The sequence below is a fragment of the Dyadobacter sp. genome, assembly GCF_017744695.1.
Lineage (GTDB): Bacteria > Bacteroidota > Bacteroidia > Cytophagales > Spirosomataceae > Dyadobacter.
This window is the reverse complement of record NZ_JAGIAS010000003.1, coordinates 34200-57441: the sequence shown is the minus strand read 5'-3', so window position 1 is coordinate 57441 and position 23242 is coordinate 34200. Positions and strand designations below refer to the sequence as shown.

Below are 23242 nucleotides of genomic sequence, written 5' to 3'. Positions count from 1 at the left end.
TAAGCAATAAAATATTGCTAGTTTTGCGGTCATCCAGGTACACGTGTCACGCGTGATTAAAAGGGAATCCGGTGAAAATCCGGAACAGTCTCCGCTGCTGTGAGTTCATAATGAGGCTCTTGTAAGATGTCACTGGTTTTAATGAGTGGATGAGTCAATGAGTGAATGAGTCAATGTTTTGTTGCTAGAAAATATTCACTCATTCACTCATTCAAAATTCACTCATTATTCCGGGAAGGCGCAAGGGTTGGACGAGTCAGAAGACCTGCCTGCAAACATTGTTAATATGGCTTTCGGAAGAAAGGCCGGTGACTACATGATTATCAGAAAAATACTCGCAGCACTGCTGCTGTGCGGCTTGCTGGCCGGTTGCAGCACTTCTTCGTCGCTTTACGAAAAGGGCGATTCCCACTACACAGGTCCCGATCTGTTTCCTGAAAAGGCCCAAGTGGCTCATGCCAGGGGCTTTAAAATTGCCTATCATAAGTATTTCAAGGTCGTAAAGATCATGAGTCCGTTCGAAAAATCGACGGACACGCTCACATATGTGCTGGTGCAGCGCGGTAAGCCGCGACCAATCGGGTACAAAGACAGCCAGGTAATCGAAATTCCGGTGCGGAGCATGGTGGCGATGTCGTCGCTGCACATCGGCTTGGTTGGTTTTCTGGGCTGTGAGGATATTCTCACCGGCATGGGTAATCTCAAATATGTTTCTTCGGCCAAAGTGCTGAACCGGATCAAAGCGGGCAAAATTGCCGAAGTTGGGAAGGATCAGGGGCTTAATGAGGAACTGCTTGTGAGCATGCACCCCGACCTCATCATGGCTACCGGCAGTCCGGTTTCCAAGGTCAGCCGGTACGAATCGCTGCATCAGGCGGGTATACCGGTTATGGTCAATTCGGAATGGGTGGAAACGACGCCATTAGGCAGGGCCGAATGGGTGAAGTTGCTGGCTGCGCTGATCAATAAAGAAGGAGAGGTAAACCGGAAGTTCGCTAAGGTGGAGCAGGAGTATAGACGACTGGCCCGTCTGACCAGCAAGGTTACAGTACGCCCAAGCCTGATTACCGGAATGAATTCCAAGGATGCATGGAATGTGCCGAATGGAGATAGCTACTTGAACCGTTTTTTCCAGGACGCGGGAGCTTCGTATCACTGGTCGGGTACGAAGGCAACTGGAAGCCTGCCGCTGAGTTTTGAGACCGTTTACCCGATCGCATTGCAGGCCGATTTTTGGCTGAATGTGAGCATTGGAAACGTGCGGACAAAGAAGGATGTTCTCGCGCGTGACGTCCGCCATGCCGATTTCAAGTCATTCAAAACCAATCACATTTATAGCTATAACAACCGGATGAATGCGCAGGGGGCGAACGATTACTGGGAATCCGGTGCGGTAAATCCGCATGTCGTCCTGGCCGACCTGATCCATATCATTCATCCCGAGTTGTTGCCGAATCACGAGTTGATCTATTATAAATCAATTAATTAAATGAAAATATATACCAAAAAGGGCGACAAGGGCACTACGGGACTGTTTGGCGGAAGCAGGGTAAGCAAGGACGATGTCCGGATCGAATGCATTGGAACGCTCGATGAAGCGAATTCAACGATTGGCCTGCTGCGCGTAAAGCTGGGGACCGAACATGAATGGCAGCCTAATTTGCATAAAATCCAAAAGGACCTGATGGATATGATGTCGCACCTGGCGCGGCCATCGGATGCCAAGAAGGAGAACAAAAACCCGATGCCGGTGGATGGTGCCACTTTTTGTGAGGAGTGGATCGATGCGCTGGAAGCGGCTATGACTTCTCCATCGGACTATTTTCTGCTGCCGGGGGGGAATGAAGTGTCGGCCCTTTGCCACGTTGCGCGCACGCAGATGCGCCGGGGCGAGCGCCGGTTGGTGTCCTTGACTAAAACCGATCAGGTGCATGAGGCTATTCCGGCGTATATCAACCGTCTTTCGGACCTGTTTTTCACACTCGCGCGAGCCGAAATGGACAAGGCGGGTGTAGCAGAAGAGAAATGGCAGCTTTTTCTGTATAAGAGATTCAAAAACGCTGAGCCGTCATGATCATCTATGTGACCGGGGGCGTGCGCAGCGGAAAAAGCAGATTTGCAATGGATCTGGCATTGCAAAAAAGTGCGAATCCGGTGTACGTGGCGACTTCCCGGATCTGGGATGAGGATTTTGCACGCCGCGTGAAACGGCACCGGGACGAGCGGGGACCGGAATGGACGTCAGTGGAAAGCGAACGGGATATTCATCTGCTTCCGCTAGCCGGAAGAGTGGTGGTGATCGACTGCGTCACATTATGGCTTACCAATCTTTTCGTCGCATTTGAATATGATATTGAAAAGGCACTGGCGGCATTTAAGGAAGAAATTGATGCACTGGCGGCCATTGACGCCACTTTAATCATCATTTCCAATGAAATAGGCATGGGTGTCCATGCGGAAACGGAAGCAGGCCGGAAATTTACCGATTTGCAAGGCTGGGCCAATCAGTACGTGGCCGGTGCGGCGCAGGAGGCAATTATGATGGTGTCGGGACTTCCCTTAATCTTAAAATCAATCAAATAACAATGCATACCGCAACTATTACCAGCCAGGAAATCCAGGCAAAAATTGATTTGAAAACCAAGCCAATAGGCGCATTGGGAAGCCTTGAAAAACTGGCATTTCAGATAGCCTCTGTGCAGGACACCTTGTCGCCGGAGCTGGTAAACCCTCATATCATTGTTTTTGCGGCGAGTCATGGGATAGCGTCGGAGGGCGTGAGCGCCTATCCGTCGGAAGTGACGCCGCAGATGGTGCTCAACTTCATCGGCGGTGGTGCGGCGATTAATGTTTTTACGCGGCAGCATCATATCAACTTGCTGCTGGTCGATGCAGGCGTGGACTATGACTTTGGCGCCAATCCCAAGTTGATCGATGCGAAGGTCAATTTTGGTACCAAAAGCTTTGCACAGCAACCTGCAATGACGGCAGCAGAATGCTGCCAATGCCTGGAAAACGGGGCCGAACTGGTTCGGAAAGTGCAGCAGACAGGTTGTAATGTGATCGGTTTTGGTGAAATGGGCATTGGGAACACTTCGTCGGCGTCGGCTATCATGAGCCGCTTGTTGGATATACCGATATCCGAATGCGTAGGGAGAGGTACCGGACTCGACAAAGTGCAGCTGGATAGAAAAATCGCGATACTTGCCGGCGCATTGGAATATCATCAGAATGTACCCAATGATGCAGAATCGGTGCTGGCTGCGTTTGGCGGGTTTGAAATTGCCATGATGTGCGGTGCAATGCTGGAAGCGGCGCGATTGGGAATGCTTGTGCTGATCGACGGCTTCATCGCGTCCGTCAGTTATTTGTCAGCCTGGAAAATGGATCCGTCGGTGCAGCGATATGCTGTTTTTTGTCATCAATCGAATGAAAAAGGCCATCGATTACTGCTTCAATCGCTGGGAGCCGACGCATTGCTGAAACTGGATATGCGCCTGGGCGAGGGGACCGGTTGTGCGCTTGCTTATCCGCTGTTGCAAAGTGCCGTCGCGTTTCTGAACGAAATGGCGAGTTTTGAAAGTGCGGGCGTGAGCCAGAAAACGGATGGTCCTACTGAAAGCCGATAATTGATGTCCTACGTTCGTCGCCAACTGGACCTGTTTTTCACAGCATTGCAATTCTACACGCGGTTGCCTGCGCCGAAATGGCTGGTTTACCGGGCCGAAAATCTCAGTCTGGCGACAGCCTACCTGCCATTTGTCGGCTGGATCGTCGGCCTGACCGCCGGCGCTGTCTGGTTCGCGGCGGATTACCTTACAAATCCTTCGATAGCCATTCTATGCTCTATGGTGGTTTCTATTCTGCTAACGGGTGCGTTTCATGAAGACGGTTTTGCCGACGTATGCGACGGATTCGGAGGTGGTTGGACGCGCGAAAAGATCCTGGAAATTATGAAGGACAGCCGCGTAGGTACTTATGCTTCCGTGGGCTTGATATTGATCCTTGCATTGAAATTCGCGCTGCTGCAATCCGTTGCAAGTCAGGACTGCGGCATTATTGGCGTGCTGGTTAGCGGGCACGCATTGAGCAGGCTCATGCCGGTTTTCGTCATTTATATGCTCCCGTACGCGCGCGATACCGACAGCAAGGCCAAGCAGGTCGCTGAAAAACCATCTTTTTCAGTGCTTGTAACGGCCATCATTTTTGGGATTTTGCCTTTGTTTGGATTGGTCGTTTGTCTGGGGCAGCCGCTACTTTTGGCAGTAATCCTGGTTTTGGGACTGATCACGATCCTGCTGGCACGTTACTTCAAAAAATGGATCGGCGGCTACACGGGAGATTGTCTGGGAGCCATCCAGCAGGTGTGCGAGGTCGCATTCTACTTTTTCCTGGTCGTGCTATGGAAATTTGCCTGATCCGCCACACGACACCGGTTTTCGAGCCAGGACTAATTTATGGCCGGAAGGAGCTTTCGCTGCATGCCGATTTTGAATCCGAGCTGGCCGCTGTACGATCACAACTGGATACAGATTTTGAAATAATCTATTCCAGCCCCGCATTTCGATGTGCCGAATTAGCGCGATCACTTTCAGCCGCATTTGTGGTTGATAACCGTTTACAGGAGCTCGATTTCGGAGACTGGGAAGGCAAAACCTGGGACACCGTCGATCAGCAGGCTTTGCAGACTTGGATGGACGACTATGTAAATGTGCATACCCCCGGGGGCGAGAGCATGATGCAGATGTACGGGCGCGTGTGTGAGTTTTGGGAGGAATTACAGGAATCGGGTTATGAGAAAGTCGCCATCGTGACGCATGCAGGCGTGATCCGGCTCGTTCTTTCAATCGTTAATAAGATAGCGCTGACCGATATTTTCGATATTAAAGTAGCCTACGGAGAAGTAATTCGGGTTCGTGTGAATGGGTAACAATTTGTAATTTAGGTAATACAAATCAAACCAGATCGCAGAGCCATGAACCAGGAGTATATCGAGAGCGTCAGAAAGCAGTTTGAATACTACAAAATGCTCGGTGAAAAGACGATCGCGCAGCTGGGCGACGAGCAGCTTTTCTGGAAATACAATGAAGAAAGTAACAGCATTGCCAGCATTGTGAAGCATTTGTGGGGTAATATGCGCTCCCGCTGGACTGATTTCCTGACAACTGACGGCGAAAAAGAATGGCGCGACCGCGAAGCCGAGTTCGAGAATGATATCAGTGACCGGGACGATCTTCTTGCGAAATGGAATGAGGGCTGGGGGTGCCTTTTCAATACGCTGGATTCGTTGAATTCGTCGAATTGGAATACTGTTGTTTACATTAGAAATCAGGGACATTCGGTTATGGAAGCCATTAACCGGCAACTGGCGCATTATCCCTACCATGTCGGGCAGATCGTATTTATCGGAAAAATGGCAATGGATGAAAAATGGTCGTCGCTTTCGATTCCGCGCGGCAAATCAAAGAGCTACAATAGCGAGAAATTCGCCCAACCCAAGGCGAGGACGCATTTTACGGATGAGTATCTCAAAAAGTAGCGGTGATTTCGCTTACGCCGTAAGCCAGTAAACTGCAAGTGCCGCCAGGAGTACCAATGCAGCCATGACAATTTGAATAAAACTACTTTTACGGTAGAAAGGGAGCGGCTGTTCGTTCAGGGTTTCTTCTGCGACCATACTTTGCCGCAATCGTCCTAAAAGCCGGCTGGATACGGCCGGTTCGATTTCTTCGCTTTTTGTAAAGATTTTACCAGCCTCCGAAGTCATTACTTCATCAAAAACCCACTTGCCCGCCGGCGTTTGCAGGTGTCGAAGCAGTTCGTCCTGCTCGCGGCCATCGCATTGGTTTGAGATGTATTTGTAAACGAGGTTCCTGATATGAATTTCTTTATCCATGTATCTGGCCCGGTTCGGAATGGTCAAAGTTGCAGTACAGCCTGTTCTTTGCCCGCGCGCGTAAGCGTGTGGAAAATGTGGCTTTTGCAAATTTTAAGCAGGTAACATTTTAACGAGGACTCGTTGCTCAATCCATCGCGATTCTCCCATAGTTTCAGGAATACATCGTGTACAGCTTCTTCGGCATGTTCCGTGGATTTTAAAAACCGTAATGCAAAGCGGAACAAGTAGGCGTGGTAGGTTTCATAAACCCTTGTGAAAGAGGGTATGTCGCCATTGCGGATGCTTGCTGCGAGGATATGATCCTGCATGATCGGTTCTTTCATATTTCAGGTTTTGCGGGCTACGTTTGAATTTCAGATATAAGCAAGTTACTAATAATTTCTACTTTTTGTAACCTAGAACGCAGTAGAAACATATCCATTGTATCGGATTTTGCCTATAACGTTCTGAGCATGGCGCAAACGCCCCCTAATACTGCCGTTTTTACACAGCGCCCGGCCTTTTGGTACCTATTAGTTTTGTATCAACCAATCAATCAAACAAAACCTGTATAAACCAAAAGAAATCATGGAAGCTGCATTTGTTCCCCCGGTCGTAAAAGGTCGCACCGACAAAGCCGCACTCGCCGGCAAGATTATCAGTGCATTATGCATTTTGTTCCTCCTTTTCGATGCATTGGGTAAAGTATTCAAGGAGTCGCATCATATGGAAGGTTCTGTGGCGCTCGGCTGGCCTGCCGACCAGGTGCAGAGCATCGGGATCGCGTTGCTGATCTCAACTGTCCTTTACATTATTCCGCGTACAGCCATTATGGGTGCTATTCTGATCACCGGTTACCTCGGCGGCGCGATCGCGGTTATGGTGCGTGCTGGCCAGCCGTTGTATTTCGCGGCCGTGTTTGGGGTGCTCGTATGGGCGGGCTTGTACCTGCGCGACGAGCGGGTACGGGCGTTGATTCCCTTTAAGAAATAGCAGTCATATTACACTTCATCGACAAAAAATTATCGGGCCGGGAGCATTAGTGGCTTCCGGTCGTTTTGTTGTTACATGCCTATGGCATTTCGGCGACATGCATTTGCATTTTGTTTTCTACCAATGTTCCATCGCTAACGCGATTTTGCGGTCCGATCCTGTCATCGTACAGGTTATCCGGCAGATAGTTGCTCGGTTGGGTGTAAGTCGGCAACCGCCAGTGCCGTTAGGCACGCAATATTGGTAGCAAAGATATTTGGCACACGATTTCAAAATGCCGTAGGCATGTAACAACAAATCCAAATACACTATATCATGCCACCCATCAAAGGATCGGTTTTCGTGACGGCGCCGGTTTCAACGTGTCCTGCGAAACGTTCTTCGTAACCGTCATAGCCTTGCACTTTCACGCTGAAATCATACCAATGGAATGACTTGCCCAAATCCAGTACAAGCGATGCCTTGCCGCCAACGGCGAATATCTTATTTTTGACGCCGGTTTTATAGCTGTTATCTGCAATGCTAACGGCGTGCTGTTTCGAATCCAGATTCTCAATGGTTACCACCACATTGCCGGTAGGCTTGGATGTTTTTACCTCATATTCACAGTTTACCTTCAACTTCGGGCTAGCGGCATTACCAGTGAATTCACGGTAGAAACCATTCGGGCCGTACACGCGGAGGTGGTATGCATTGTTTTCAAAATCGCTGAGTTTCCAGTCGTCGGTAAGTTTGTCGCCGGCTGCGACGCTGTAATCCCAGGAACGCAGCTCTTCGTTGCGGTAAGGGCTCATTGCATATACCCGATAAGGAATACCACTGGCCTTGTTGCCTAAAAGCTGGTTACCAGCCTTGAACGACAGTTGCAACGTATCTGCGGCCTTGCCGAGCTGCGCATTCACGAACGGCTCGTACGGCAACGCGCAAGCGGGGCGCACGCCTTTTTCCTGAACCGGAAAGAGCGCCGATTTCTTCGAGTCTTTATTCAGTTCGGCCAACTCGGAAGTATCTAGTTTTTTGAAATTTTTGGGAGCCTCTTTGAATTGTGCCTGGTGAATGCTCTCTATAAACTGCTTTTGCTCGAGAAAAGCCGGTTTCTCGATTTTCTCGCCATTGTAAGGCCGGAACACCGATGTCAGGTCGCCACAGATAGTCCGGCGCCATTGGGTGATATTCTCTTCGTGTACCTTTTTGTTGAATTTCTTTTCCAGGAAGTTTTCCAGGAATTGCAGCGAAGAGGTATGATCGAATACTTCGGAATTGACATAACCACCTCTTGACCAGGGCGACGCGATGATCATCGGCACGCGGTAACCGAGGCCGATAGCGCCTTCGCGAATGCTCGCAGGGTTGGCCGAAGGATTGGTTTGCTGATCGGCTAATGCGAAGTCCATTTTCGGATCGATACCCGCGGAGACTTTGCCCGTATTTTCCTTGTAAGGATTTGGGACTGTAAATGGCGGCAAATGATCGAAATAACCATCGTTTTCATCATAAGTCACGATGAAAATGGTTTTTTTCCAGACCTCCGGATTTTGGAGTAAAATCTCCATCGCTTCGCTCACATACCATGGGCCGAACCAGGGTTCACCCGGATGGTCGGAGAAATGGGCAGGTGGCATCAGCCATGAAACGGTTGGCAAGGTGCCATTCTTTACATCCTCCCTGAACTGATGGAACACGTCGCCTTTCGGTACGTTCAATGTCCTTTCGGTGCCGTTGTCGGAGTACTGCATCGACGTCAGTTCGTGGAAATGCGGATCTTTGATATTGGTGCTGAATGCCTTGTCGTTTAGTTCCTTATCCTTATCCGAAAGACTGGCGTAAGTGTCTTTGTTGAATTTGGTCTGCGCGGTTTCAATGTTTTTCAACAACCTTTTGGCAGCGGCAAGCCTGGTAGCCGCGCGTGAATCCGTGGCAGATTCTTTTTCGAGATCGGCGATCGTCTGAACGATTGCTTGTCGCTTACTTTCCAGATTGGCAATCCCGCCTTCATGGAACCGCACATTGTAAGCTTTGAAATATTCCAAAACATTGGTCCCGAAGTTGCTAAGCCATGCGCTTTCTTCGCCTTTGAGGCCATAGCCCATAGTCAGTTCATTTTGGTACACTTTCCAGTTGATACCGTTTTCTTCGAGGCGTTCAGGATAGGTCTTCCATTCGAGTTCGGGGTATTCGTAGTTGCTGATGTTCCACAAATGCGCGATGCCTCCGGGTTCATTTTTCTCGCGTACGGTACCCGTCATCCAGTAATAGCGGTTCGGATGGGTACCGGTAATACTCGAACAGAAATTGTGGTCGCAAACGGTGAATGCATCGGCCAGAGAGTAATAGAACGGGAAATCCGAGCGGTCGCAATAGCCCATCGTGAGTGGAATGTGCGCATATTGCTTGTTGCGGGGCGCTTTCACGTCGAGCCAGCGGTCGTATTTGCCGTTGTTCATGGCGTCGGTCTGGTCGGTCCAGCCGTGGGGGATAGAACCCATCCAGGCCACTTTGGTATCTTTCACATTGAGACGGAAAGGCCCGTAGGTTTCGCCGGCCTTGTTGGTTTGAAACCACACTTTATTTTTATCGGCCAGGTCGATAGCCCGCGGGTCGTTGAAACCCCGTACGCCTTGCAACATGCCTAGCTGATGATCGAACGAGCGGTTTTCCTGCATCAGGAACACAATGTGTTCGGCATCATAAAACGTGCTGCCCGGCGCCGGATCTATCGCCAGGGCTTTTTGTATCACGGGCGGGAGTGTATTCGCCATCGCGCCCGTGCCTGCGAGCAGGGCCGCTTTTTTTAGAAAATCTCTTCTCGAATCCATTAATATCTGTGAGTTTAGGATTTCAAAATTATCTGCGGTATTGCTACCGGTTGTTATCCGAGGGTTATGATTTGATCATTTTTATATCGCTATATTTGAGAAAAGCGCATTCTGTAACCATTCTATGGCGGCCATTGAAATAATTAGGGAAAAACCGCAGAACCCGACGGCTCTGCAATTTGCGGAGCACATCGAAAAATTCCGTTCACCAGAGGAGGCGATGAAGCTTATGCGCTATTTTAAAACGGGCGAAGGGCAATACGGCGAGGGAGATATTTTTATGGGCATTCGAATGGGGCAAGTTTTCGAAATGGCCAAGGCTTACGTGCATATGCGATTGGAAGAAATCGAACTGCTATTGCAAAACCCGATGCACGAAATCCGTACCGGGGCGCTCAGTATCATTGACAAACAAGCCAGAAGCAGGAAAACTACGCTTGATCAGCGGAAGCTACTATATGAGCTGTATTTGCGTAATACGCACAGGATCAATAACTGGGACCTTGTGGATATCTGCGCACCGCATGTGGTAGGTGGGTATTTGTACATTTCCGGCGAGCCGAGGGATGTGCTTTACAAACTGGCTGGTTCGGAAAACATCTGGGAACGCCGGACGGCCATTGTTGCCACAGGTTATTTTATCCGAAAAGGCGATATTGAAGATACGTTCCGGATTGCAGAACTGCTTTTGAATGACCGGGAGGACCTGATTCACAAAGCCACCGGCTGGATGCTCAGAAGCGCCGGCCAAGTGAACCGGCCTCAGTTGCAGAAGTTTCTGGATAAATATGCCGCTACCATGCCCCGGACCCTGCTGCGGTATTCGATCGAGCATTTCGATAAACCTTTGCGCAGCTATTATATGGGTTTGAAAAGGGCAGGGTAGCGGCTTTCTAGGCGATTACTTCGCTGGTGTGATCACGATATTGCGGTATTCAACCGGGCCGTGGTCGCCCTGGATGTAGAGCGGGCCGGCTTCGCCTTCGTTGCTATCCAATGCACCGCCGGTAATGCCGGGGATTTCCTGGTTGCTGATTACGGTTTTTCCGTTCGCTACGAGCGTAAGCATGCGGCCTATCAATGTAATGTCAAATGTGTTCCATTCGCCGGCTTCCTTGGCTACCATTTCGCTGGGTGTAATGAAACCGTAGATCGCGCCCATCTGGTCGAGCGCAGGTTCCATGCCTTTGCCGTCGGTGATTTGCACTTCGTAGCGGCCACGGAGGTACACGCCGCTGTTGCTGCCTTTCGGAATGCGGAACTCGATATGCAGTTTGAAATCGTTGAATTTCTGGTCAGTAACCAGGTTAGCACCGGATTTTGGGCTGCGGAGAATGCCGTTTTCAGCAATCCACTGGTTTTCGCCCGTCGCGTGCCATCCTTTGATTTCATTGCCTGCCGTTAATTTGATAGGCGCTCCCCATGCGGGTGCGGCTTTTCCGCGCAGCGCCGGTGCGCGCACGCCTTTGTAGCTGTAAGTCTTACCGTCGGGGGTGGTTAATGATCCGGTGATGGCATCGCCTGAAACGGTTCCTTCTACTTTCAGGTCGGTTTCTCCGCGTTCCCATTGTGGCGGGATCGCGAAATCGAATTTGCCATCCTTGAAATTAACCACGGAAATAGGCCGTGCGCTGCCTGAGAAGCCGGTAAACTGGCCTACGAGTGTCTTAGTGCCCGAGTGACGTACTTCCAGCCACGATGGTAATACTTTGCCATTCGCATCTACGGAAATGTCCCAGCGCCCTTCGAGCGGCGAGGCGAGCGGGGCATTGTCGGCTTTGGTCGAAAAGGTTGCCATCAGCAGGGCGCCCGCCGAAAGCATCAAGTTCCGGGAGATCCGGTACAGGTTGGTTTGGAATACTTTCTTCATAAATTTTTTAGGTATTAAAGGGTGGGAAAGTTAGAGATAAAAATCAATTTTCAGGAATACTTAGCCGATAACTGGTGCTGCGGCCACCGCCGGAAGGGACAAGGCATTGGATTTCTGCCAGATGCTGTAAATCGCGGGTAGCGGTGGCTTTGGAAGTTTTGGTGATCGACATGTATTTCTTTGCGGTCATGCCGCCTTCGAAACCATCCGGGCCGGGTTCGAGCATTTTCCGGACGACTTTCGTTTCCCGCTCATTCAGCAATTCCTTGAAACGATCGAGAAAACGGGTTTTTTGCAAAGTAAAATCCAGGATTTTCCGCGTCTCGATTTGCGCGTCCACAATAGTTTGCGCGAAATAGCGGATCCAGGCAGTGATATCATTGTCCTTTTGGGCAGTTTCCAGCGCCTGGTAATACTTTTTGCGTTCGGCTTCAATTTTGCGCGAAAGGCTTAACATCACTGGTCGGCCGAGTGTTTGCGACAATGCTTTTTCTGCAATCACGCGACCGATCCGCCCATTGCCATCGTCGAAAGGGTGAACCGTTTCGAAATACAAATGCGCAATAGCGGACCGCACGGGCGCTTTGGTAATTTCTTCCGGGCCTCCCGGCGCGGTTGCATTGAACCATTCGATAAATCGTGCCATTTCCGTAGGTACGCGCTCGGAGGGAGGTGCTTCGAAATGGACTTTTTCCTTGCCGATCGAGCCGGAAACGACCTGCATTGGCGCCGAATCCTTCCGCCATGCGCCGGCGTTGACAGCCTTGCTATCTTTAAGTAATGTCCGGTGCCACGAAAAAAGCATTGCTTCCGTAAGCGGCTCCGCGTAGGAATTGCGGGCGGTTACTATGAGCTCTGCCGCTCCCTGTGCCTTCCGGTCTTTGATGGGTTCCGGTTTCTGGGCAATACCGAGATTGTTCCTGATAGAAGAAACGACATCCTGCCGACTCAGAAACTCTCCCTCGATTTCCGACGTCTTGATGGCTTCGGCCACGAGGGTATTGATGAGCGTTTCAATTTGTAACGCATTGGGAGTGCCCTTTAAAATGCCGCTGATATGCCCCGTTTCTTCCGCAAAAGAAAACAAAATGTCCTCGATACCCGTAAGTTCATACCGGAATTCAGGCCATTCAGGATGTTGCCAGATGTAAGCCATGAGCCGATTAGGAATGCTATTCGGCTCAAATATAATTAAAATTTGAGCCGAATAATGCAAATATTCGGCTCAAAACCATTACATCAACTGCACAATGGTGAAACAGGCTTGACTACAAACTGACAATACCTGGCTATTTCTGACCGCATGACATCTACACCCGGCATTGGCACATTTCAAATCGTTCAATTGGACCAGTTATTGCAGCGATTTCTGACGAAATTTGAATTAAATAAACCGACAGCTATGAAACGGATTGCGCAGATAACGGACATTCATTTGATGGAAGAATGGTCGGCGAAGCATGGGGCCGATACCGACACGAATATGAAACTGATCTTGCAGGACGTAGGCGCACGCGGGATCAGGAAAGTAATTTTTACGGGTGATATCGGGCATTCGGATGCATATCAGCGCTTTTTTGCATTGCTCAAAGATTTCGATTTTACCGTTATCCCGGGCAATCATGACAGGTTTGCGGACATTAAACCACATTATTTTCCGGAGTACCTGAAAACGAAAGCCGAAATGTTCCATTCCACGGACGATCAGTATTTTAAATATATTTTCCTGGATTCTTCGTCCGATTCAATCAGTGAAATTCAGTTGCAATGGCTGGAAAATGAATTGGTTACCGCCAAACACGTGCTGATCTTCATTCACCATCCGGTTTTGCAGGTTATTACCGCTGTGGATTTCAAATATCCGTTGCTGAACCGCGATGCGGTGAAGGGCGTGCTCGTGCGTAGCGGGCGCGAGATCACGGTTTTTTGCGGGCATTATCATACCGACGATTTTACCAAAGAAGAGAACATTACCCAATACGTAACCCCCGCGGCGTCGGTGCAGATGGAAAAGAATCCGCTGGAAATCATCATCCACAGCCGGTACTATGGTTACCGCATTATAGAATTGGAAGGGAGAGTGGTCAGTACGCATGTGGTACTGAATCACGGGAAAGGTTTTGATGTGGTTGATTAAAGTAAAGGACCACGATCGTGAAACCGTGGCCTTTACAAGCATCCAGGTTTGTATTGCTCACTTATTGGGACGTAAAGATTGGCGTTGATAGCGTTTCAGCATACGCAGGAAACGTACCATCAGAAAACTGTTGTCAAGCGCGTTGGTCGTATTTTGTAAACCCAGATTCCAGTCGCTTGTCGGTCGGAGGTAGTGGTGTAGCATATCGATGTAAAGCATTTCCACTTCCTCCATGTCGATATCGTTACTTAACAAATCATGGATAATTTCCTGTGCGCTCTGCGCTGACTTTGTTTGTTGATACTGCATAATGATTGTTAAAGATCGTTATGCGCAGCAAAGAACGGTGCCGCACCTGCCGTTGCTCACCTCATCATAAGGAATGGACCAGAACCATTACGACTACGACACCGTTCTTTGGTGCGATAAAAAAGCTGGCAGCCATTTAAAATGCCTGAGACAGTATGTCATAAAATTCTAAGTCCAGTATGATGATTTGAGCGTCACAAACTTATGTGCATTAAATGCCGCTTGCAACTGTTCTACACGCCTAAAATGCCATAACATATCAAATGGCTGGTACTAATGAGCCTGCGACGGGTAGGTTAGTGCAAGCGCGTTTTACACTCAGGCATTTCGGGGGCGTGAGGGGCGTTTGATGAGCTTTGTCGGTGCCCCGGGACTGAAGGCCCGGGTTAAAAAAGCGGCCGTGCCTCCGGCACTTATTGCATTTAGGGTATCTCCTCGCGTGCAATTTGCCTTTGCATTACTCGAATCCTGTTGATATCGGTACCGCTTACTAACTGCAATACCCAATAATGCGTTGGTTTTTAGGTATTTCGCATCCGGATGTCGCTTTTTTACAATACACGCTTTTGTAATAACCGTAGTTTTGTGACGTCAATACGAAAAGCCTCTTTCAGAAACGATGAGTTCAGGTTATCAGGAATTTAAGCCATCTGCCGAATTGCAGCCATATGTCGAGTGCTACTGGCTTCACCGGTTCGAAACGGTGGGCGAGCGCGAGTCGCCTGTGCAGCGCTGCATGCCGTTTGGTACGCTGGAATTGATCCTTCACCTGGACAATAACCGATGTGACGCGTTTTTCGACGGGCAGTGGAAGATGCTGCCGCCGGCATTTTTGGTCGGGTTGTATCGTGACGCTGTACAATGGAAAACGGTCGGGTCGTGCCGGAAATTCGGGATAAGGCTGCGGCCTGAAAGTGCGATGGAGCTGTTCAGGGTACCAATAGCGCCACTGTTTAACCAGTTTACCGATGTCGAAAGCTTTTTTGGAAGCGAAATAAACCGGCTTGTGGACGACGTATATGGAATACAGGACATAGATAAGGTGGTGCGTATTACGGAGACCTTCCTGCTGGGACTGCTGAAAAACACCCGTTCGAAAGAACACCCTATTTCACAAGCCACACGGCTGATCCGCCAAACCCAAGGCCGGTTATCGATCGACGCGCTGAGTGAAAATTTGTACATCGGCAAACGGCAGCTGGAAAGGATTTTCAAAGACCATTACGGCATCACACCGAAGATGTATCAGCGCATTATACGGTTCAGAAGCGCTTATGAATCGTTTTGCGGCATGTCGTCCGCGCCAAACTGGGCCGAGATTTCGTACAATTACGGCTATTCTGACCAGGCGCATTTTATCCGTGATTTTAAAGAATTTACTCAGGAAGTGCCAACAAATATATTCCAGGATCAATACCAGTATTTCAGGTTGCCCGATAAGCAGGTGCGGTTCGCCTGAATCAGTTTTAACTTTAAATCTATTTACCATGAAAATTGTTTATCTGGCTGCTGCGGCGGCCGTATGGTCTGTTTGTGCCTTTACAAAACGGTCCGAAGCGCCCACAAATTCTGTGCTTACCCCTTTGGAAGCTGTTTCTGTGTCCGAAAAAGCGGTTATGACGTCGAAAGACGACGCCGTGAAAAGAGGACAGTACCTGGTTACCATCATGGGTTGTGCAGACTGTCACGCACCCAAGAAAATGACAGCGCAAGGCCCGGCACCGGATATGGACCGCTTTTTGTCGGGGCATAACAGTGCCCAGCCGTTGGGTACGTTCGACAAAAACATTCTTAAAACCGGCGAATGGGTGGTATTCAACGGGCAGAGCACAGCTTTCGCCGGGCCATGGGGTATGTCGTTCGCGGCTAACCTGACGCCCGATGAAACGGGAATCGGTAACTGGTCGTTCGAGCAGTTCAATACAGCCATGCGCAAAGGGAAGTTCAAGGGGTTGGAAAATAGCCGTCCGCTGATGCCGCCTATGCCGTGGTTCAACTACATTAATATAGCCGACGAAGATATGCGCGCCATTTTCGCCTATCTGAAATCCATTAAACCGGTTTCAAACGTGGTGCCTTCGTACATTCCGCCGGCCCCCTGAGTTGCGTCACGACTGTTTTACGGTCATTACTTTCAGAATGGATTCCTCTTTCAGGTAGAGGTATTGTTCGCGGGTCTGGTCGCCCATGTAGGCAGCCAGGTCCGCCTCCGATTCGAAACTCACCAAATGTACTTCGTAAGGCGCTTCCAGTTCGCCTTCGATCAACTGCTCCTGGCTCGTGCGCAGCCTCAGGAGCAGTTTTCCGTTGTATTGGGATATCAAAGGCAGCACCAGCGATTCGAACTGCTGGAAAGTTTCCTCCTTGCCGGCCTTCACATACACGAATTGTGTGATCGTTACCATAGCTTTTTTATGTTTTGTTACCCAATCTCGAAAAGAATTTACATTAGCTGCAACTTTCATATTTAAAACGTCCTCTTTGAAACAAATTGATGGCCATCAATAAAGGAATGAATAGAATGGGGAAACACTTCCCATTGAGCAGATTTTGTGTGTTGTTCAAAATATTCCACCCCTTAGATAGCCATGAAAACCAAAAGAATCCACCTTGCCCTTATGCTGGCGCCAGCCCTCTGGCTTGCCAGTTTCGCGCCGACGGCCGCACAGACCGCCGTCTCTCAGGTCGCCAACACGCAGCCGTATGTAGAATCCGACAAGGGTTACTGGCAGGTCCACACCGACCCGAACTCCCGCAATACCGTGGTGCAGTTCTTCGATGGCGACAATCAATTGTTGTACCAGGAGTCGATGGCACGCAAGTATGTGAAGCTCACAAAGCGGAATGTGAAATTGTTTGACGATTTGCTGGCCAAATTGATGGCCCGCGAATTACTGTCCGAAAAAGTGAAATCCTACGATATTGTGGCCGACAGCCGGACAGACTACCGGAGTATGTCGGAGCCTGAATGGTCGGCACCGAGCGTGAACCTGAAAACGGCCACATCGAATGTGTACGTGGTGCAGAAGGGAAAAATGAAAGTCATTCTCAAAAATCCGGCGCAGGAAAAGTATGATATCCGCATCGTCGACAGCGAACTGCGGACGATTTACCACGAGCAGGTAAAAGAACCCAGCTACGGACGTTGGTTCGATGTTTCGAAACTCGGCGCAGGGATTTACAGCGTGCATATTGCCAGTCCGCGGAAGAAATTGAATTACAAGCTGGTCGTTGACGATTTTCTGGGTTACCGGCTTGAAGATTTAAAATGATGTTGTAGTCAGATTTGTGAATCGCAAAACGGCCTCCGGTTTTCCGGAGGCTGTTTTTATTTAGCCTGATTGGGCCGGCGCGTATTGCTTAATTCAAAAGCATTAATTTACTTTGTAATACAAAGTACTTTTTAAACATGCGCTATGAAAGTAAAAATGATCCTGCCGGCACTGACAGAAGCGGAGAGTCCGTTGTGGAGGCCCATCAAGTATTCGCTGTTTCCGCCGCTGGGGCTGGCCACGCTGGCGGCTTACCTTTCGCCAGAAGATGAAATAGACCTGCAAGACCAGCACGTGGAGAAACTTCGGCTGGACGATGCGCCGGACCTGGTCGTCATTCAGGTTTACATTACCAATGCTTTCAGGGCGTACGATATCGCGGATGCGTACCGGAAAAAGGGGAGTTATGTCATTTTGGGCGGCTTGCACGTGACGTCGCTCCCGCACGAGGCTATGGCACATGCCGACAGCATTTTCATTGGTCCGGGGGAGGATACGTTTCCGCAGTTTTTGCTGGATTTCAAAAATCGTGTCCCAAAACAAGTTTACACATCGACCGTCAGGACACTTGCGGGAATACCGCCTATTCGTCGGGACCTTATCAAACGCAACCTGTACCTTGTGCCCAACTCCATTGTTGTCACCAGGGGATGCCCGCACCATTGCAGCTTTTGTTACAAAGACGCGTTTTTTGAAGGAGGGAAGACTTTTTACACACAGCTCGTAGATGATGCGCTCGCGGAAATTGACCGGTTACCGGGGCGGCATTTGTATTTCCTGGATGATCACCTGCTCGGTAATGCGAAGTTCGCGGAATCACTTTTCGAGGGAATGCGGGGAATGAACCGTGTATTCCAGGGAGCTTCCACCGTGGACGCCATATTAAGGGGTAACCTGATCGAAAAAGCTGCCGATGCGGGTTTGAGGAGCCTTTTTGTGGGTTTTGAAACATTCTCCCCCGAAAACCTGAAACAGAGTAACAAAAAGCAAAACCTGGAAAAGGATTATGCGAAGGCGGTAAACCGGCTGCATTCCCTGGGGATCATGATCAATGGCAGCTTTGTATTTGGTTTGGATGAGGATGATAATGACGTATTCAAACGGACCGTCGACTGGGGCGTGAACCACGGCATTACCACTTCCACCTACCACATATTGACCCCTTACCCCGGTACTGAATTGTACAAAAACATGGAAACTGCCGGACGGATCATGACCCGCAACTGGGATCGGTACGACACCCGGCATGTGGTGTACCAGACAATGGGACTGAGCGCCGAAGCATTGGAAAAGGGTTATTGGTGGGCTTATGATGCATTTTATAGTTGGAAAAATATATTTAAATCAAGCTTTCAGCACGACTCGGTGAAGCATATTGCCAAGCATTTTTTGTATACGGGCGGCTGGAAGAAGTTTGAGCCGCTTTGGAATTTTATCATTAAAACCGAAGGCTTGAATACAATGCTTCCGTTATTGGAATCCATATTATCGAAGGTGAAAACGCGGAATGGGCATGAAAGACAACCCAACCGCCCAGCACTGACCGCGACTAAACCGTTAATCCTGAATTGAAATGAGCAGAATGAATTATCTGATCGCCGCGATGGTGATCTTTGTGATAGAAGTATTGATTGCGATGTATGTACACGACGATATCCTCCGGCCGTGGGGCGGCGATGTGCTGGTGGTTGTGTTGCTCTACTGTTTGGTAAGAGGCGTTACCCGGTTGAATGTACAGTCGGCAGCCTTGGCAGTTTTGGTGTTTTCCTGGTTAATAGAGACGCTGCAATACCTGCAAATCGTCAGAATACTTGGCTTGGAAGGTAATGCAGTCGCCCGGACGATCATTGGAACGACCTTTTCATGGTCGGATATCGTTGCTTATACATTAGGCATTGGGTTTGTAACGGCAGTGGAAGTGGTGATTAGCAAAAGGTTTGCGGTATGAAATGGTTTGTGGATGAAGGTTCGATTGTGCGGGAGATTTGGGGAAAGGCTGATACAATTCTGTTCATTTTTGCAGGGGCTTCGGCCGAATTTGCGCTGAACAAATCCGTCGATTGGCTCTATTATACAGGGAAATTGCCTGCTGATCCGCTTGGAAGGCTTTTTTCGACCGTCGGTTATGCGCGTCAGATAGTTTTCTCGGAGTATGACGATGCGATGCGTGCCATCCGGCAAATCGCTTCAATCCACCAGGGCGTAGAGCGAAGCCGCAATGCCCGCATTCCCGACAGCGCCTATCGCGACGTGCTTTTCATGCTCATCGATTACTCCATTCGATCATTTGAATTGCTCGAAAGAAAACTCACAATTGCAGAAAAAGAGGAGCTTTTCAACGTTTTCCGCGCGGTAGGCGAGGGGATGGGCGTGCCCGGGTTACCCGCGAACCTGCGCGCATGGGAGCGGATGCGCGTGGAGCATTTGCAGGAAAACCTGGTCAAAAGCCATTTCACCGTTGATCTTTACAAACAATACAGGAAACACCTGGGCTGGTACCGGTATCATTTGCTAAGAAATGTACAAATGCAGCTCGTACCTAACCGTGTGAAAGCATTGCTCGGCCTGGGGCAAGGCTGGCTAGTGGATTTGTTGCTTCCCGTTTACAAATTCAGCCGGCTACTGGGTGTCGGGACTTTTCTCAGGGATATGCTACTGCCGGAAAACTACAAAATGCAGGTTATTGACCTCGATATGGCGGTACATTGATCACCTGAAATCCCGGGATGCCGGGAAAATTTCCGCCTGGACATTCTTCCGGGGTTGTAACTTCCGCACCTTGGCCTGTGACTCGTACTCATCCTTTTCATCGGCGCGTGATAATGTGAGGACATCGGGCTCCTGCTCTTCATTCGCTGCAAGACTTCGCAGTAATCCGGATGCATTGATGCATTTGCTCACTACCACATGTATAACGGAGCTCTCCTTTTGCACTTTACCCTCGACCATCAGCAATTTGGAGCGCAGCACTTCCTTGCGGTAGGTGTCAAACATGTTTTGAAAAACGACCAGGTTTGCTGTACCCGTTTCGTCTTCAATGGTGATAAAACAAATGCCGCTGGCCGTCCCCGGTCGTTGCCGTACGAGTACCAGTCCGGCCACTTTCACTATTTTTCCGTCGTTGATATTTTCGAGCTCCTTGCTGGTTACCGCACCCAGTGCATTCAGTTGATCCCGTACAAAGCTAACAGGGTGTTGCTTCAACGAAAGCGACGTCGCTGCATAATCGTGGATAACGTGCTCGGAGAGTGTCATTTGTGGTAACCGAACATTCGCTTCGCTGGCTGTCGGGTGGCCTTTGAAGAGACCAATCGGCCGGTCGGCTAATGCGGAGGCTTCCCAGAATGCCTGGCGCCGGTCGAAGCCGATGGATCGGAATGCGTCGGCATCGGCCAGTTTTTCCAATGCGGTATGGGAAATGCCAGCTTCAAGCAATTGATGGATGTGGGTGAATGGTTTGGTACGTGCTGCGATCAGGATTTGCATTTCTTCTTCCTTTAATCCTTTCACCTGCCGGAAGCCGAGCCTTAAAGCGCATCGTTTACCGGGGATATTTTCAAGGGTATTATCCCAAAAAGAGTGGTTAATATCGATCTCCCTCACCTCCACCTGATGGTTCCGCGCATCGATCACGATCTGAGCCGGGCGGTAAAAGCCCATGGGCTGGCTATTGAGCAATGCGGCCGCAAATACATCGGGATGGTGGCATTTGATCCACGAAGAAACATACACCAGCAATGCAAAACTGGCCGCATGGCTTTCGGGGAAACCATAACTTCCGAAACCTTCAAGCTGTTTGAAGATGCGCTCGGCGAAGTCTTTTTCGTAGCCGTTTCCGACCATGCCGTTGACCAGCTTGTCCTTTAATTTTGTAACAATGCCTTTTGATTTGAAAGTGGCCATGCTTCTTCGCAATTCATCCGCTTCGGTGGGCGTAAACCCTGCCGCCACAATTGCAATTTTCATCGCATGTTCCTGGAAAAGAGGAACACCCAAGGTTTTTCTCAGAATGTCTTTCAGTTCCTTTTTAGGATATTCAACATCCTCTTCTCCGTTTCTCCGGCGTAGATATGGATGTACCATGTCGCCTTGAATCGGGCCTGGGCGTACAATTGCCACTTCGATGACTAGATCATAAAAGCATATCGGTTTCAATCTTGGTAACATAGATTGTTGCGCACGACTTTCGATTTGAAAAACTCCAATTGTGTCCGCCTTACAAATCATATCGTACACTGCCTTATCATCGGGTGGAATGCTTGCAAGATCATGAACAATACCATAATGTTGTTGCAGTAAATCAAATGCCTTGCGTATGCACGTAAGCATGCCCAATGCCAGTACATCTATTTTGAGGAAGCCCAATGTATCAATATCGTCCTTATTCCATTCAATGCAGGTGCGGTCTTCCATCCGCGCATTAAGAATAGGGCAGAGATCGGATAATTTGCCTTGTGTGATCACAAAACCTCCAGTGTGCTGGCCTAGTTGACGAGGGAAACCCATGTACTGTTTTGTCAGGTCGAGGATTTTAATGAGGTGAGGATCATTAGGATTGAAACCATGCTCGGTAATTAGCTTCCCGTCAAACCATTCATCCGTAAATTCCCATAGTGAGCTGGAAAGACGGTTTATAGCGTCCATAGACATGCCCATAGCCTTTGCAACATCGCGAACGGCACCTTTTTGATGTACCTGCGTAACAGTTGCTACAATGCCGGCACGGTCACGGCCGTATTTATGATAAATGTATTGCATTACCTCTTCCCGCCGTTCATGCTCGAAATCGACATCGATATCAGGTGGTTCATTTCGGGAGGAAGAAATAAAGCGTTCGAAAAGCAGGTCAATTTCAACAGGGTCAACGGAGGTAATGCCGAGGCAATAGCAAATCACAGAGTTGGCCGCTGAACCGCGTCCTTGGCAAAGAATTTTTTGTTCATTTGCAAAGCGAACAATGTCGTACACCGTCAAAAAATAGGCGGCGTAGTTCATTTCTTCAATGAATTTAAATTCGTGTAGAATCTTCTCATGTATATCGGGGCGAATTCCTTTTGGAAACCGCTTTTTTGCGCCGATCCATGTCAAATGTTTTAGTTCTTCTATGGGCGTCCTCCCTTCGCTAGTCAACTCCTCCGGATACACATATTTCAAACTATTCAGCGAAAACTGGCAGGCGTCCGCGATTTCTTGTGTGCGTTCGATGGCCTCCGGGAATTTTAGAAATAGCCGCTGCATTTCGGCCGCCGGTTTCAGATACCTTTCGGCATTTTCATGCAAGCGGAAACCGGCATTGTAAATGGTGCATTTTTCGCGAACGCACGTGAGTACGTCCTGTAATTCACGCCTTTGCAGGTTGTGATAATGCACGTCGTTGGTGGCTACCAGGGGAATGTTGAATCGCTGGGAAAGCTGGTCGAGGCGGTAGAGCTTTTTCATATCATCACCCTGGTAGGAGCGTACCGCGCCGAGGTAGAGGCTGGTGCCAAGTGCTGCGCGATATTCTTGCAGGTTTCGGGCAAAAGAAGGGGCAAAAGCAAAAGATTCGTTTAACGCGGGTGGCGGTACGGCGATAAACCTGATGCCTGCTGCATTGCGGAAAACGTCGGCCTTGTAGAGGTCACATTTGCCTTTTTCGGTGCGGAGATTTCCTTCGGTGAGCAATGCGGAAAGGCGGCTGTAAGCCTCCCGGTCGGTAGGGTAGGCAAGCAGGCTGGGGCCGTCGAGCAGGTCCAGGCGGCAGGCGGGGATAACGCGGAAATCCTTTCCCTTCGCGGCCGCATGCGCACGTACGATGCCCGCGAGCGTGTTGCGATCGGTAATGGCAATGGCTTTGTAGCCCAGTTCAATCGCATGCGCCACCAGTTCCTCGGGATGCGACCCGCCCCGGAGGAAGCTGAAATTGGTGGTGACCTGTAATTCAGTATAATTCATGATGATGAAGTGTAATTCGGGCAAATACTTGTC

At 49.5% G+C, this 23242-nt stretch carries 24 protein-coding genes and 1 riboswitch; of the genes, 16 read left to right on the top strand and 8 right to left on the bottom strand.

What is annotated here, in order from left to right:
• Window positions 1-18: 18 nt before the first annotated feature.
• Window positions 19-288, top strand: a riboswitch (cobalamin riboswitch).
• The 7 genes from J7619_RS12285 (at window position 287) to J7619_RS12255 (ending at window position 5539) form a co-directional block, all read left to right on the top strand.
• Window positions 287-1489 carry an ABC transporter substrate-binding protein gene (locus J7619_RS12285; protein WP_291198471.1) on the top strand — a complete coding sequence of 401 codons (1203 nt, stop codon included), beginning with the start codon at window positions 287-289 and terminating at the stop codon, window positions 1487-1489. Its footprint overlaps the riboswitch before it by 2 nt.
• Window positions 1490-2074: a cob(I)yrinic acid a,c-diamide adenosyltransferase gene (locus J7619_RS12280; protein WP_291198468.1), complete on the top strand. Its 585-nt coding sequence runs from the start codon at window positions 1490-1492 to the stop codon at window positions 2072-2074. It begins immediately after the preceding gene.
• Window positions 2071-2583 carry a bifunctional adenosylcobinamide kinase/adenosylcobinamide-phosphate guanylyltransferase gene (locus J7619_RS12275; protein ID WP_291198465.1) on the top strand — a complete coding sequence of 171 codons (513 nt, stop codon included), beginning with the start codon at window positions 2071-2073 and terminating at the stop codon, window positions 2581-2583. The genes J7619_RS12280 and J7619_RS12275 overlap by 4 nt, the downstream gene beginning before the upstream one ends.
• Window positions 2584-2585: 2 nt before the next feature.
• Window positions 2586-3629 (top strand): nicotinate-nucleotide--dimethylbenzimidazole phosphoribosyltransferase, encoded by a 1044-nt coding sequence (gene cobT, locus J7619_RS12270; RefSeq protein ID WP_291198462.1) that lies wholly within the window; start codon window positions 2586-2588, stop codon window positions 3627-3629.
• A gap of 3 nt (window positions 3630-3632) precedes the next feature.
• On the top strand, window positions 3633-4418 hold the full coding sequence (locus J7619_RS12265) for an adenosylcobinamide-GDP ribazoletransferase (protein ID WP_291198459.1): 786 nt from the start codon (window positions 3633-3635) through the stop codon (window positions 4416-4418).
• Complete coding sequence (gene cobC, locus J7619_RS12260) at window positions 4403-4930, top strand: alpha-ribazole phosphatase (protein WP_291198456.1); 528 nt, start codon at window positions 4403-4405, stop codon at window positions 4928-4930. The genes J7619_RS12265 and cobC overlap by 16 nt, the downstream gene beginning before the upstream one ends.
• Window positions 4931-4975: 45 nt before the next feature.
• A complete protein-coding gene (locus tag J7619_RS12255) occupies window positions 4976-5539 on the top strand; it encodes a DUF1572 domain-containing protein (RefSeq protein WP_291198453.1) in 564 nt (187 codons plus the stop codon).
• Window positions 5540-5551: 12 nt separating this feature from the next.
• On the opposite strand, the gene J7619_RS12250 is transcribed toward J7619_RS12255, so the two are convergent.
• Both J7619_RS12250 and J7619_RS12245 read right to left on the bottom strand, forming a co-directional pair.
• Entirely contained in the window at window positions 5552-5896 is a 345-nt protein-coding gene (locus J7619_RS12250; RefSeq protein WP_291198449.1) for a hypothetical protein, read from the bottom strand.
• Window positions 5897-5919: 23 nt separating this feature from the next.
• Entirely contained in the window at window positions 5920-6222 is a 303-nt protein-coding gene (locus J7619_RS12245) for an RNA polymerase sigma factor (protein ID WP_291198446.1), read from the bottom strand.
• A gap of 244 nt (window positions 6223-6466) precedes the next feature.
• Here J7619_RS12245 and J7619_RS12240 point away from each other — a divergent pair, with 244 nt between their 5' ends.
• Complete coding sequence (locus J7619_RS12240) at window positions 6467-6871, top strand: DoxX family protein (RefSeq protein ID WP_291198443.1); 405 nt, start codon at window positions 6467-6469, stop codon at window positions 6869-6871.
• 308 nt (window positions 6872-7179) lie between these two features.
• On the opposite strand, the gene J7619_RS12235 is transcribed toward J7619_RS12240, so the two are convergent.
• A complete protein-coding gene (locus tag J7619_RS12235) occupies window positions 7180-9687 on the bottom strand; it encodes a phosphocholine-specific phospholipase C (protein ID WP_291198440.1) in 2508 nt (835 codons plus the stop codon).
• A gap of 124 nt (window positions 9688-9811) precedes the next feature.
• Between J7619_RS12235 and J7619_RS12230 the strand changes: the two genes are divergently transcribed.
• Complete coding sequence (locus J7619_RS12230) at window positions 9812-10573, top strand: DNA alkylation repair protein (protein ID WP_291198437.1); 762 nt, start codon at window positions 9812-9814, stop codon at window positions 10571-10573.
• A 15-nt stretch (window positions 10574-10588) separates the two neighbouring features.
• Here the strand turns inward: J7619_RS12230 and J7619_RS12225 are convergent, their stop codons facing one another.
• The gene (locus J7619_RS12225) at window positions 10589-11557 is read right to left on the bottom strand and encodes a DUF1080 domain-containing protein (protein WP_291198434.1); all 969 of its coding nucleotides are present in this window, start codon (window positions 11555-11557) and stop codon (window positions 10589-10591) included.
• A gap of 43 nt (window positions 11558-11600) precedes the next feature.
• The gene (locus J7619_RS12220) at window positions 11601-12713 is read right to left on the bottom strand and encodes a Fic family protein (protein ID WP_291198431.1); all 1113 of its coding nucleotides are present in this window, start codon (window positions 12711-12713) and stop codon (window positions 11601-11603) included.
• Between the two features lie 246 nt (window positions 12714-12959).
• Between J7619_RS12220 and J7619_RS12215 the strand changes: the two genes are divergently transcribed.
• On the top strand, window positions 12960-13694 hold the full coding sequence (locus J7619_RS12215) for a metallophosphoesterase (RefSeq protein ID WP_291198428.1): 735 nt from the start codon (window positions 12960-12962) through the stop codon (window positions 13692-13694).
• Window positions 13695-13751: 57 nt separating this feature from the next.
• On the opposite strand, the gene J7619_RS12210 is transcribed toward J7619_RS12215, so the two are convergent.
• Window positions 13752-14003, bottom strand: a complete 252-nt coding sequence (locus J7619_RS12210; protein ID WP_291198425.1) for a hypothetical protein — start codon at window positions 14001-14003, stop codon at window positions 13752-13754.
• Between the two features lie 619 nt (window positions 14004-14622).
• On the opposite strand from J7619_RS12210, the gene J7619_RS12205 reads away from it, so the two are divergent.
• Complete coding sequence (locus J7619_RS12205; RefSeq protein ID WP_291198422.1) at window positions 14623-15462, top strand: AraC family transcriptional regulator; 840 nt, start codon at window positions 14623-14625, stop codon at window positions 15460-15462.
• Window positions 15463-15490: 28 nt separating this feature from the next.
• Window positions 15491-16105: a c-type cytochrome gene (locus J7619_RS12200; RefSeq protein WP_291198419.1), complete on the top strand. Its 615-nt coding sequence runs from the start codon at window positions 15491-15493 to the stop codon at window positions 16103-16105.
• Between the two features lie 6 nt (window positions 16106-16111).
• On the opposite strand, the gene J7619_RS12195 is transcribed toward J7619_RS12200, so the two are convergent.
• Complete coding sequence (locus tag J7619_RS12195; protein ID WP_291198416.1) at window positions 16112-16408, bottom strand: DUF1330 domain-containing protein; 297 nt, start codon at window positions 16406-16408, stop codon at window positions 16112-16114.
• A 183-nt stretch (window positions 16409-16591) separates the two neighbouring features.
• Between J7619_RS12195 and J7619_RS12190 the strand changes: the two genes are divergently transcribed.
• The 4 genes from J7619_RS12190 to J7619_RS12175 all read left to right on the top strand — a co-directional run bounded on the left by J7619_RS12190 (window position 16592) and on the right by J7619_RS12175 (window position 19984).
• Window positions 16592-17275, top strand: a complete 684-nt coding sequence (locus tag J7619_RS12190) for a hypothetical protein (protein ID WP_291198413.1) — start codon at window positions 16592-16594, stop codon at window positions 17273-17275.
• Window positions 17276-17419: 144 nt separating this feature from the next.
• Entirely contained in the window at window positions 17420-18847 is a 1428-nt protein-coding gene (locus J7619_RS12185) for a B12-binding domain-containing radical SAM protein (RefSeq protein ID WP_291198410.1), read from the top strand.
• A gap of 1 nt (window position 18848) precedes the next feature.
• Window positions 18849-19223, top strand: a complete 375-nt coding sequence (locus tag J7619_RS12180; RefSeq protein WP_291198408.1) for a DUF2809 domain-containing protein — start codon at window positions 18849-18851, stop codon at window positions 19221-19223.
• Window positions 19220-19984: an oxygenase MpaB family protein gene (locus tag J7619_RS12175; protein WP_291198405.1), complete on the top strand. Its 765-nt coding sequence runs from the start codon at window positions 19220-19222 to the stop codon at window positions 19982-19984. The genes J7619_RS12180 and J7619_RS12175 overlap by 4 nt, the downstream gene beginning before the upstream one ends.
• On the opposite strand, the gene J7619_RS12170 is transcribed toward J7619_RS12175, so the two are convergent.
• Complete coding sequence (locus J7619_RS12170) at window positions 19985-23209, bottom strand: error-prone DNA polymerase (RefSeq protein ID WP_291198402.1); 3225 nt, start codon at window positions 23207-23209, stop codon at window positions 19985-19987. It abuts the gene before it with no gap.
• Window positions 23210-23242: the final 33 nt, after the last annotated feature.

Coding starts and splice junctions, on each gene's coding strand:
- J7619_RS12220 (WP_291198431.1), bottom strand. CDS start 12,713: ATGGCTTACATCTGGCAACATCCTGAATGGCCTGAATTCCGGTATGAA.
- cobC (WP_291198456.1), top strand. CDS start 4,403: ATGGAAATTTGCCTGATCCGCCACACGACACCGGTTTTCGAGCCAGGA.
- J7619_RS12245 (WP_291198446.1), bottom strand. CDS start 6,222: ATGAAAGAACCGATCATGCAGGATCATATCCTCGCAGCAAGCATCCGC.
- J7619_RS12285 (WP_291198471.1), top strand. CDS start 287: ATGGCTTTCGGAAGAAAGGCCGGTGACTACATGATTATCAGAAAAATA.
- J7619_RS12225 (WP_291198434.1), bottom strand. CDS start 11,557: ATGAAGAAAGTATTCCAAACCAACCTGTACCGGATCTCCCGGAACTTG.
- J7619_RS12210 (WP_291198425.1), bottom strand. CDS start 14,003: ATGCAGTATCAACAAACAAAGTCAGCGCAGAGCGCACAGGAAATTATC.
- J7619_RS12175 (WP_291198405.1), top strand. CDS start 19,220: ATGAAATGGTTTGTGGATGAAGGTTCGATTGTGCGGGAGATTTGGGGA.
- J7619_RS12205 (WP_291198422.1), top strand. CDS start 14,623: ATGAGTTCAGGTTATCAGGAATTTAAGCCATCTGCCGAATTGCAGCCA.
- J7619_RS12235 (WP_291198440.1), bottom strand. CDS start 9,687: ATGGATTCGAGAAGAGATTTTCTAAAAAAAGCGGCCCTGCTCGCAGGC.
- J7619_RS12255 (WP_291198453.1), top strand. CDS start 4,976: ATGAACCAGGAGTATATCGAGAGCGTCAGAAAGCAGTTTGAATACTAC.
- cobT (WP_291198462.1), top strand. CDS start 2,586: ATGCATACCGCAACTATTACCAGCCAGGAAATCCAGGCAAAAATTGAT.
- J7619_RS12280 (WP_291198468.1), top strand. CDS start 1,490: ATGAAAATATATACCAAAAAGGGCGACAAGGGCACTACGGGACTGTTT.
- J7619_RS12215 (WP_291198428.1), top strand. CDS start 12,960: ATGAAACGGATTGCGCAGATAACGGACATTCATTTGATGGAAGAATGG.
- J7619_RS12190 (WP_291198413.1), top strand. CDS start 16,592: ATGAAAACCAAAAGAATCCACCTTGCCCTTATGCTGGCGCCAGCCCTC.
- J7619_RS12230 (WP_291198437.1), top strand. CDS start 9,812: ATGGCGGCCATTGAAATAATTAGGGAAAAACCGCAGAACCCGACGGCT.
- J7619_RS12185 (WP_291198410.1), top strand. CDS start 17,420: ATGAAAGTAAAAATGATCCTGCCGGCACTGACAGAAGCGGAGAGTCCG.
- J7619_RS12250 (WP_291198449.1), bottom strand. CDS start 5,896: ATGGATAAAGAAATTCATATCAGGAACCTCGTTTACAAATACATCTCA.
- J7619_RS12200 (WP_291198419.1), top strand. CDS start 15,491: ATGAAAATTGTTTATCTGGCTGCTGCGGCGGCCGTATGGTCTGTTTGT.
- J7619_RS12195 (WP_291198416.1), bottom strand. CDS start 16,408: ATGGTAACGATCACACAATTCGTGTATGTGAAGGCCGGCAAGGAGGAA.
- J7619_RS12240 (WP_291198443.1), top strand. CDS start 6,467: ATGGAAGCTGCATTTGTTCCCCCGGTCGTAAAAGGTCGCACCGACAAA.
- J7619_RS12265 (WP_291198459.1), top strand. CDS start 3,633: ATGTCCTACGTTCGTCGCCAACTGGACCTGTTTTTCACAGCATTGCAA.
- J7619_RS12275 (WP_291198465.1), top strand. CDS start 2,071: ATGATCATCTATGTGACCGGGGGCGTGCGCAGCGGAAAAAGCAGATTT.
- J7619_RS12180 (WP_291198408.1), top strand. CDS start 18,849: ATGAGCAGAATGAATTATCTGATCGCCGCGATGGTGATCTTTGTGATA.
- J7619_RS12170 (WP_291198402.1), bottom strand. CDS start 23,209: ATGAATTATACTGAATTACAGGTCACCACCAATTTCAGCTTCCTCCGG.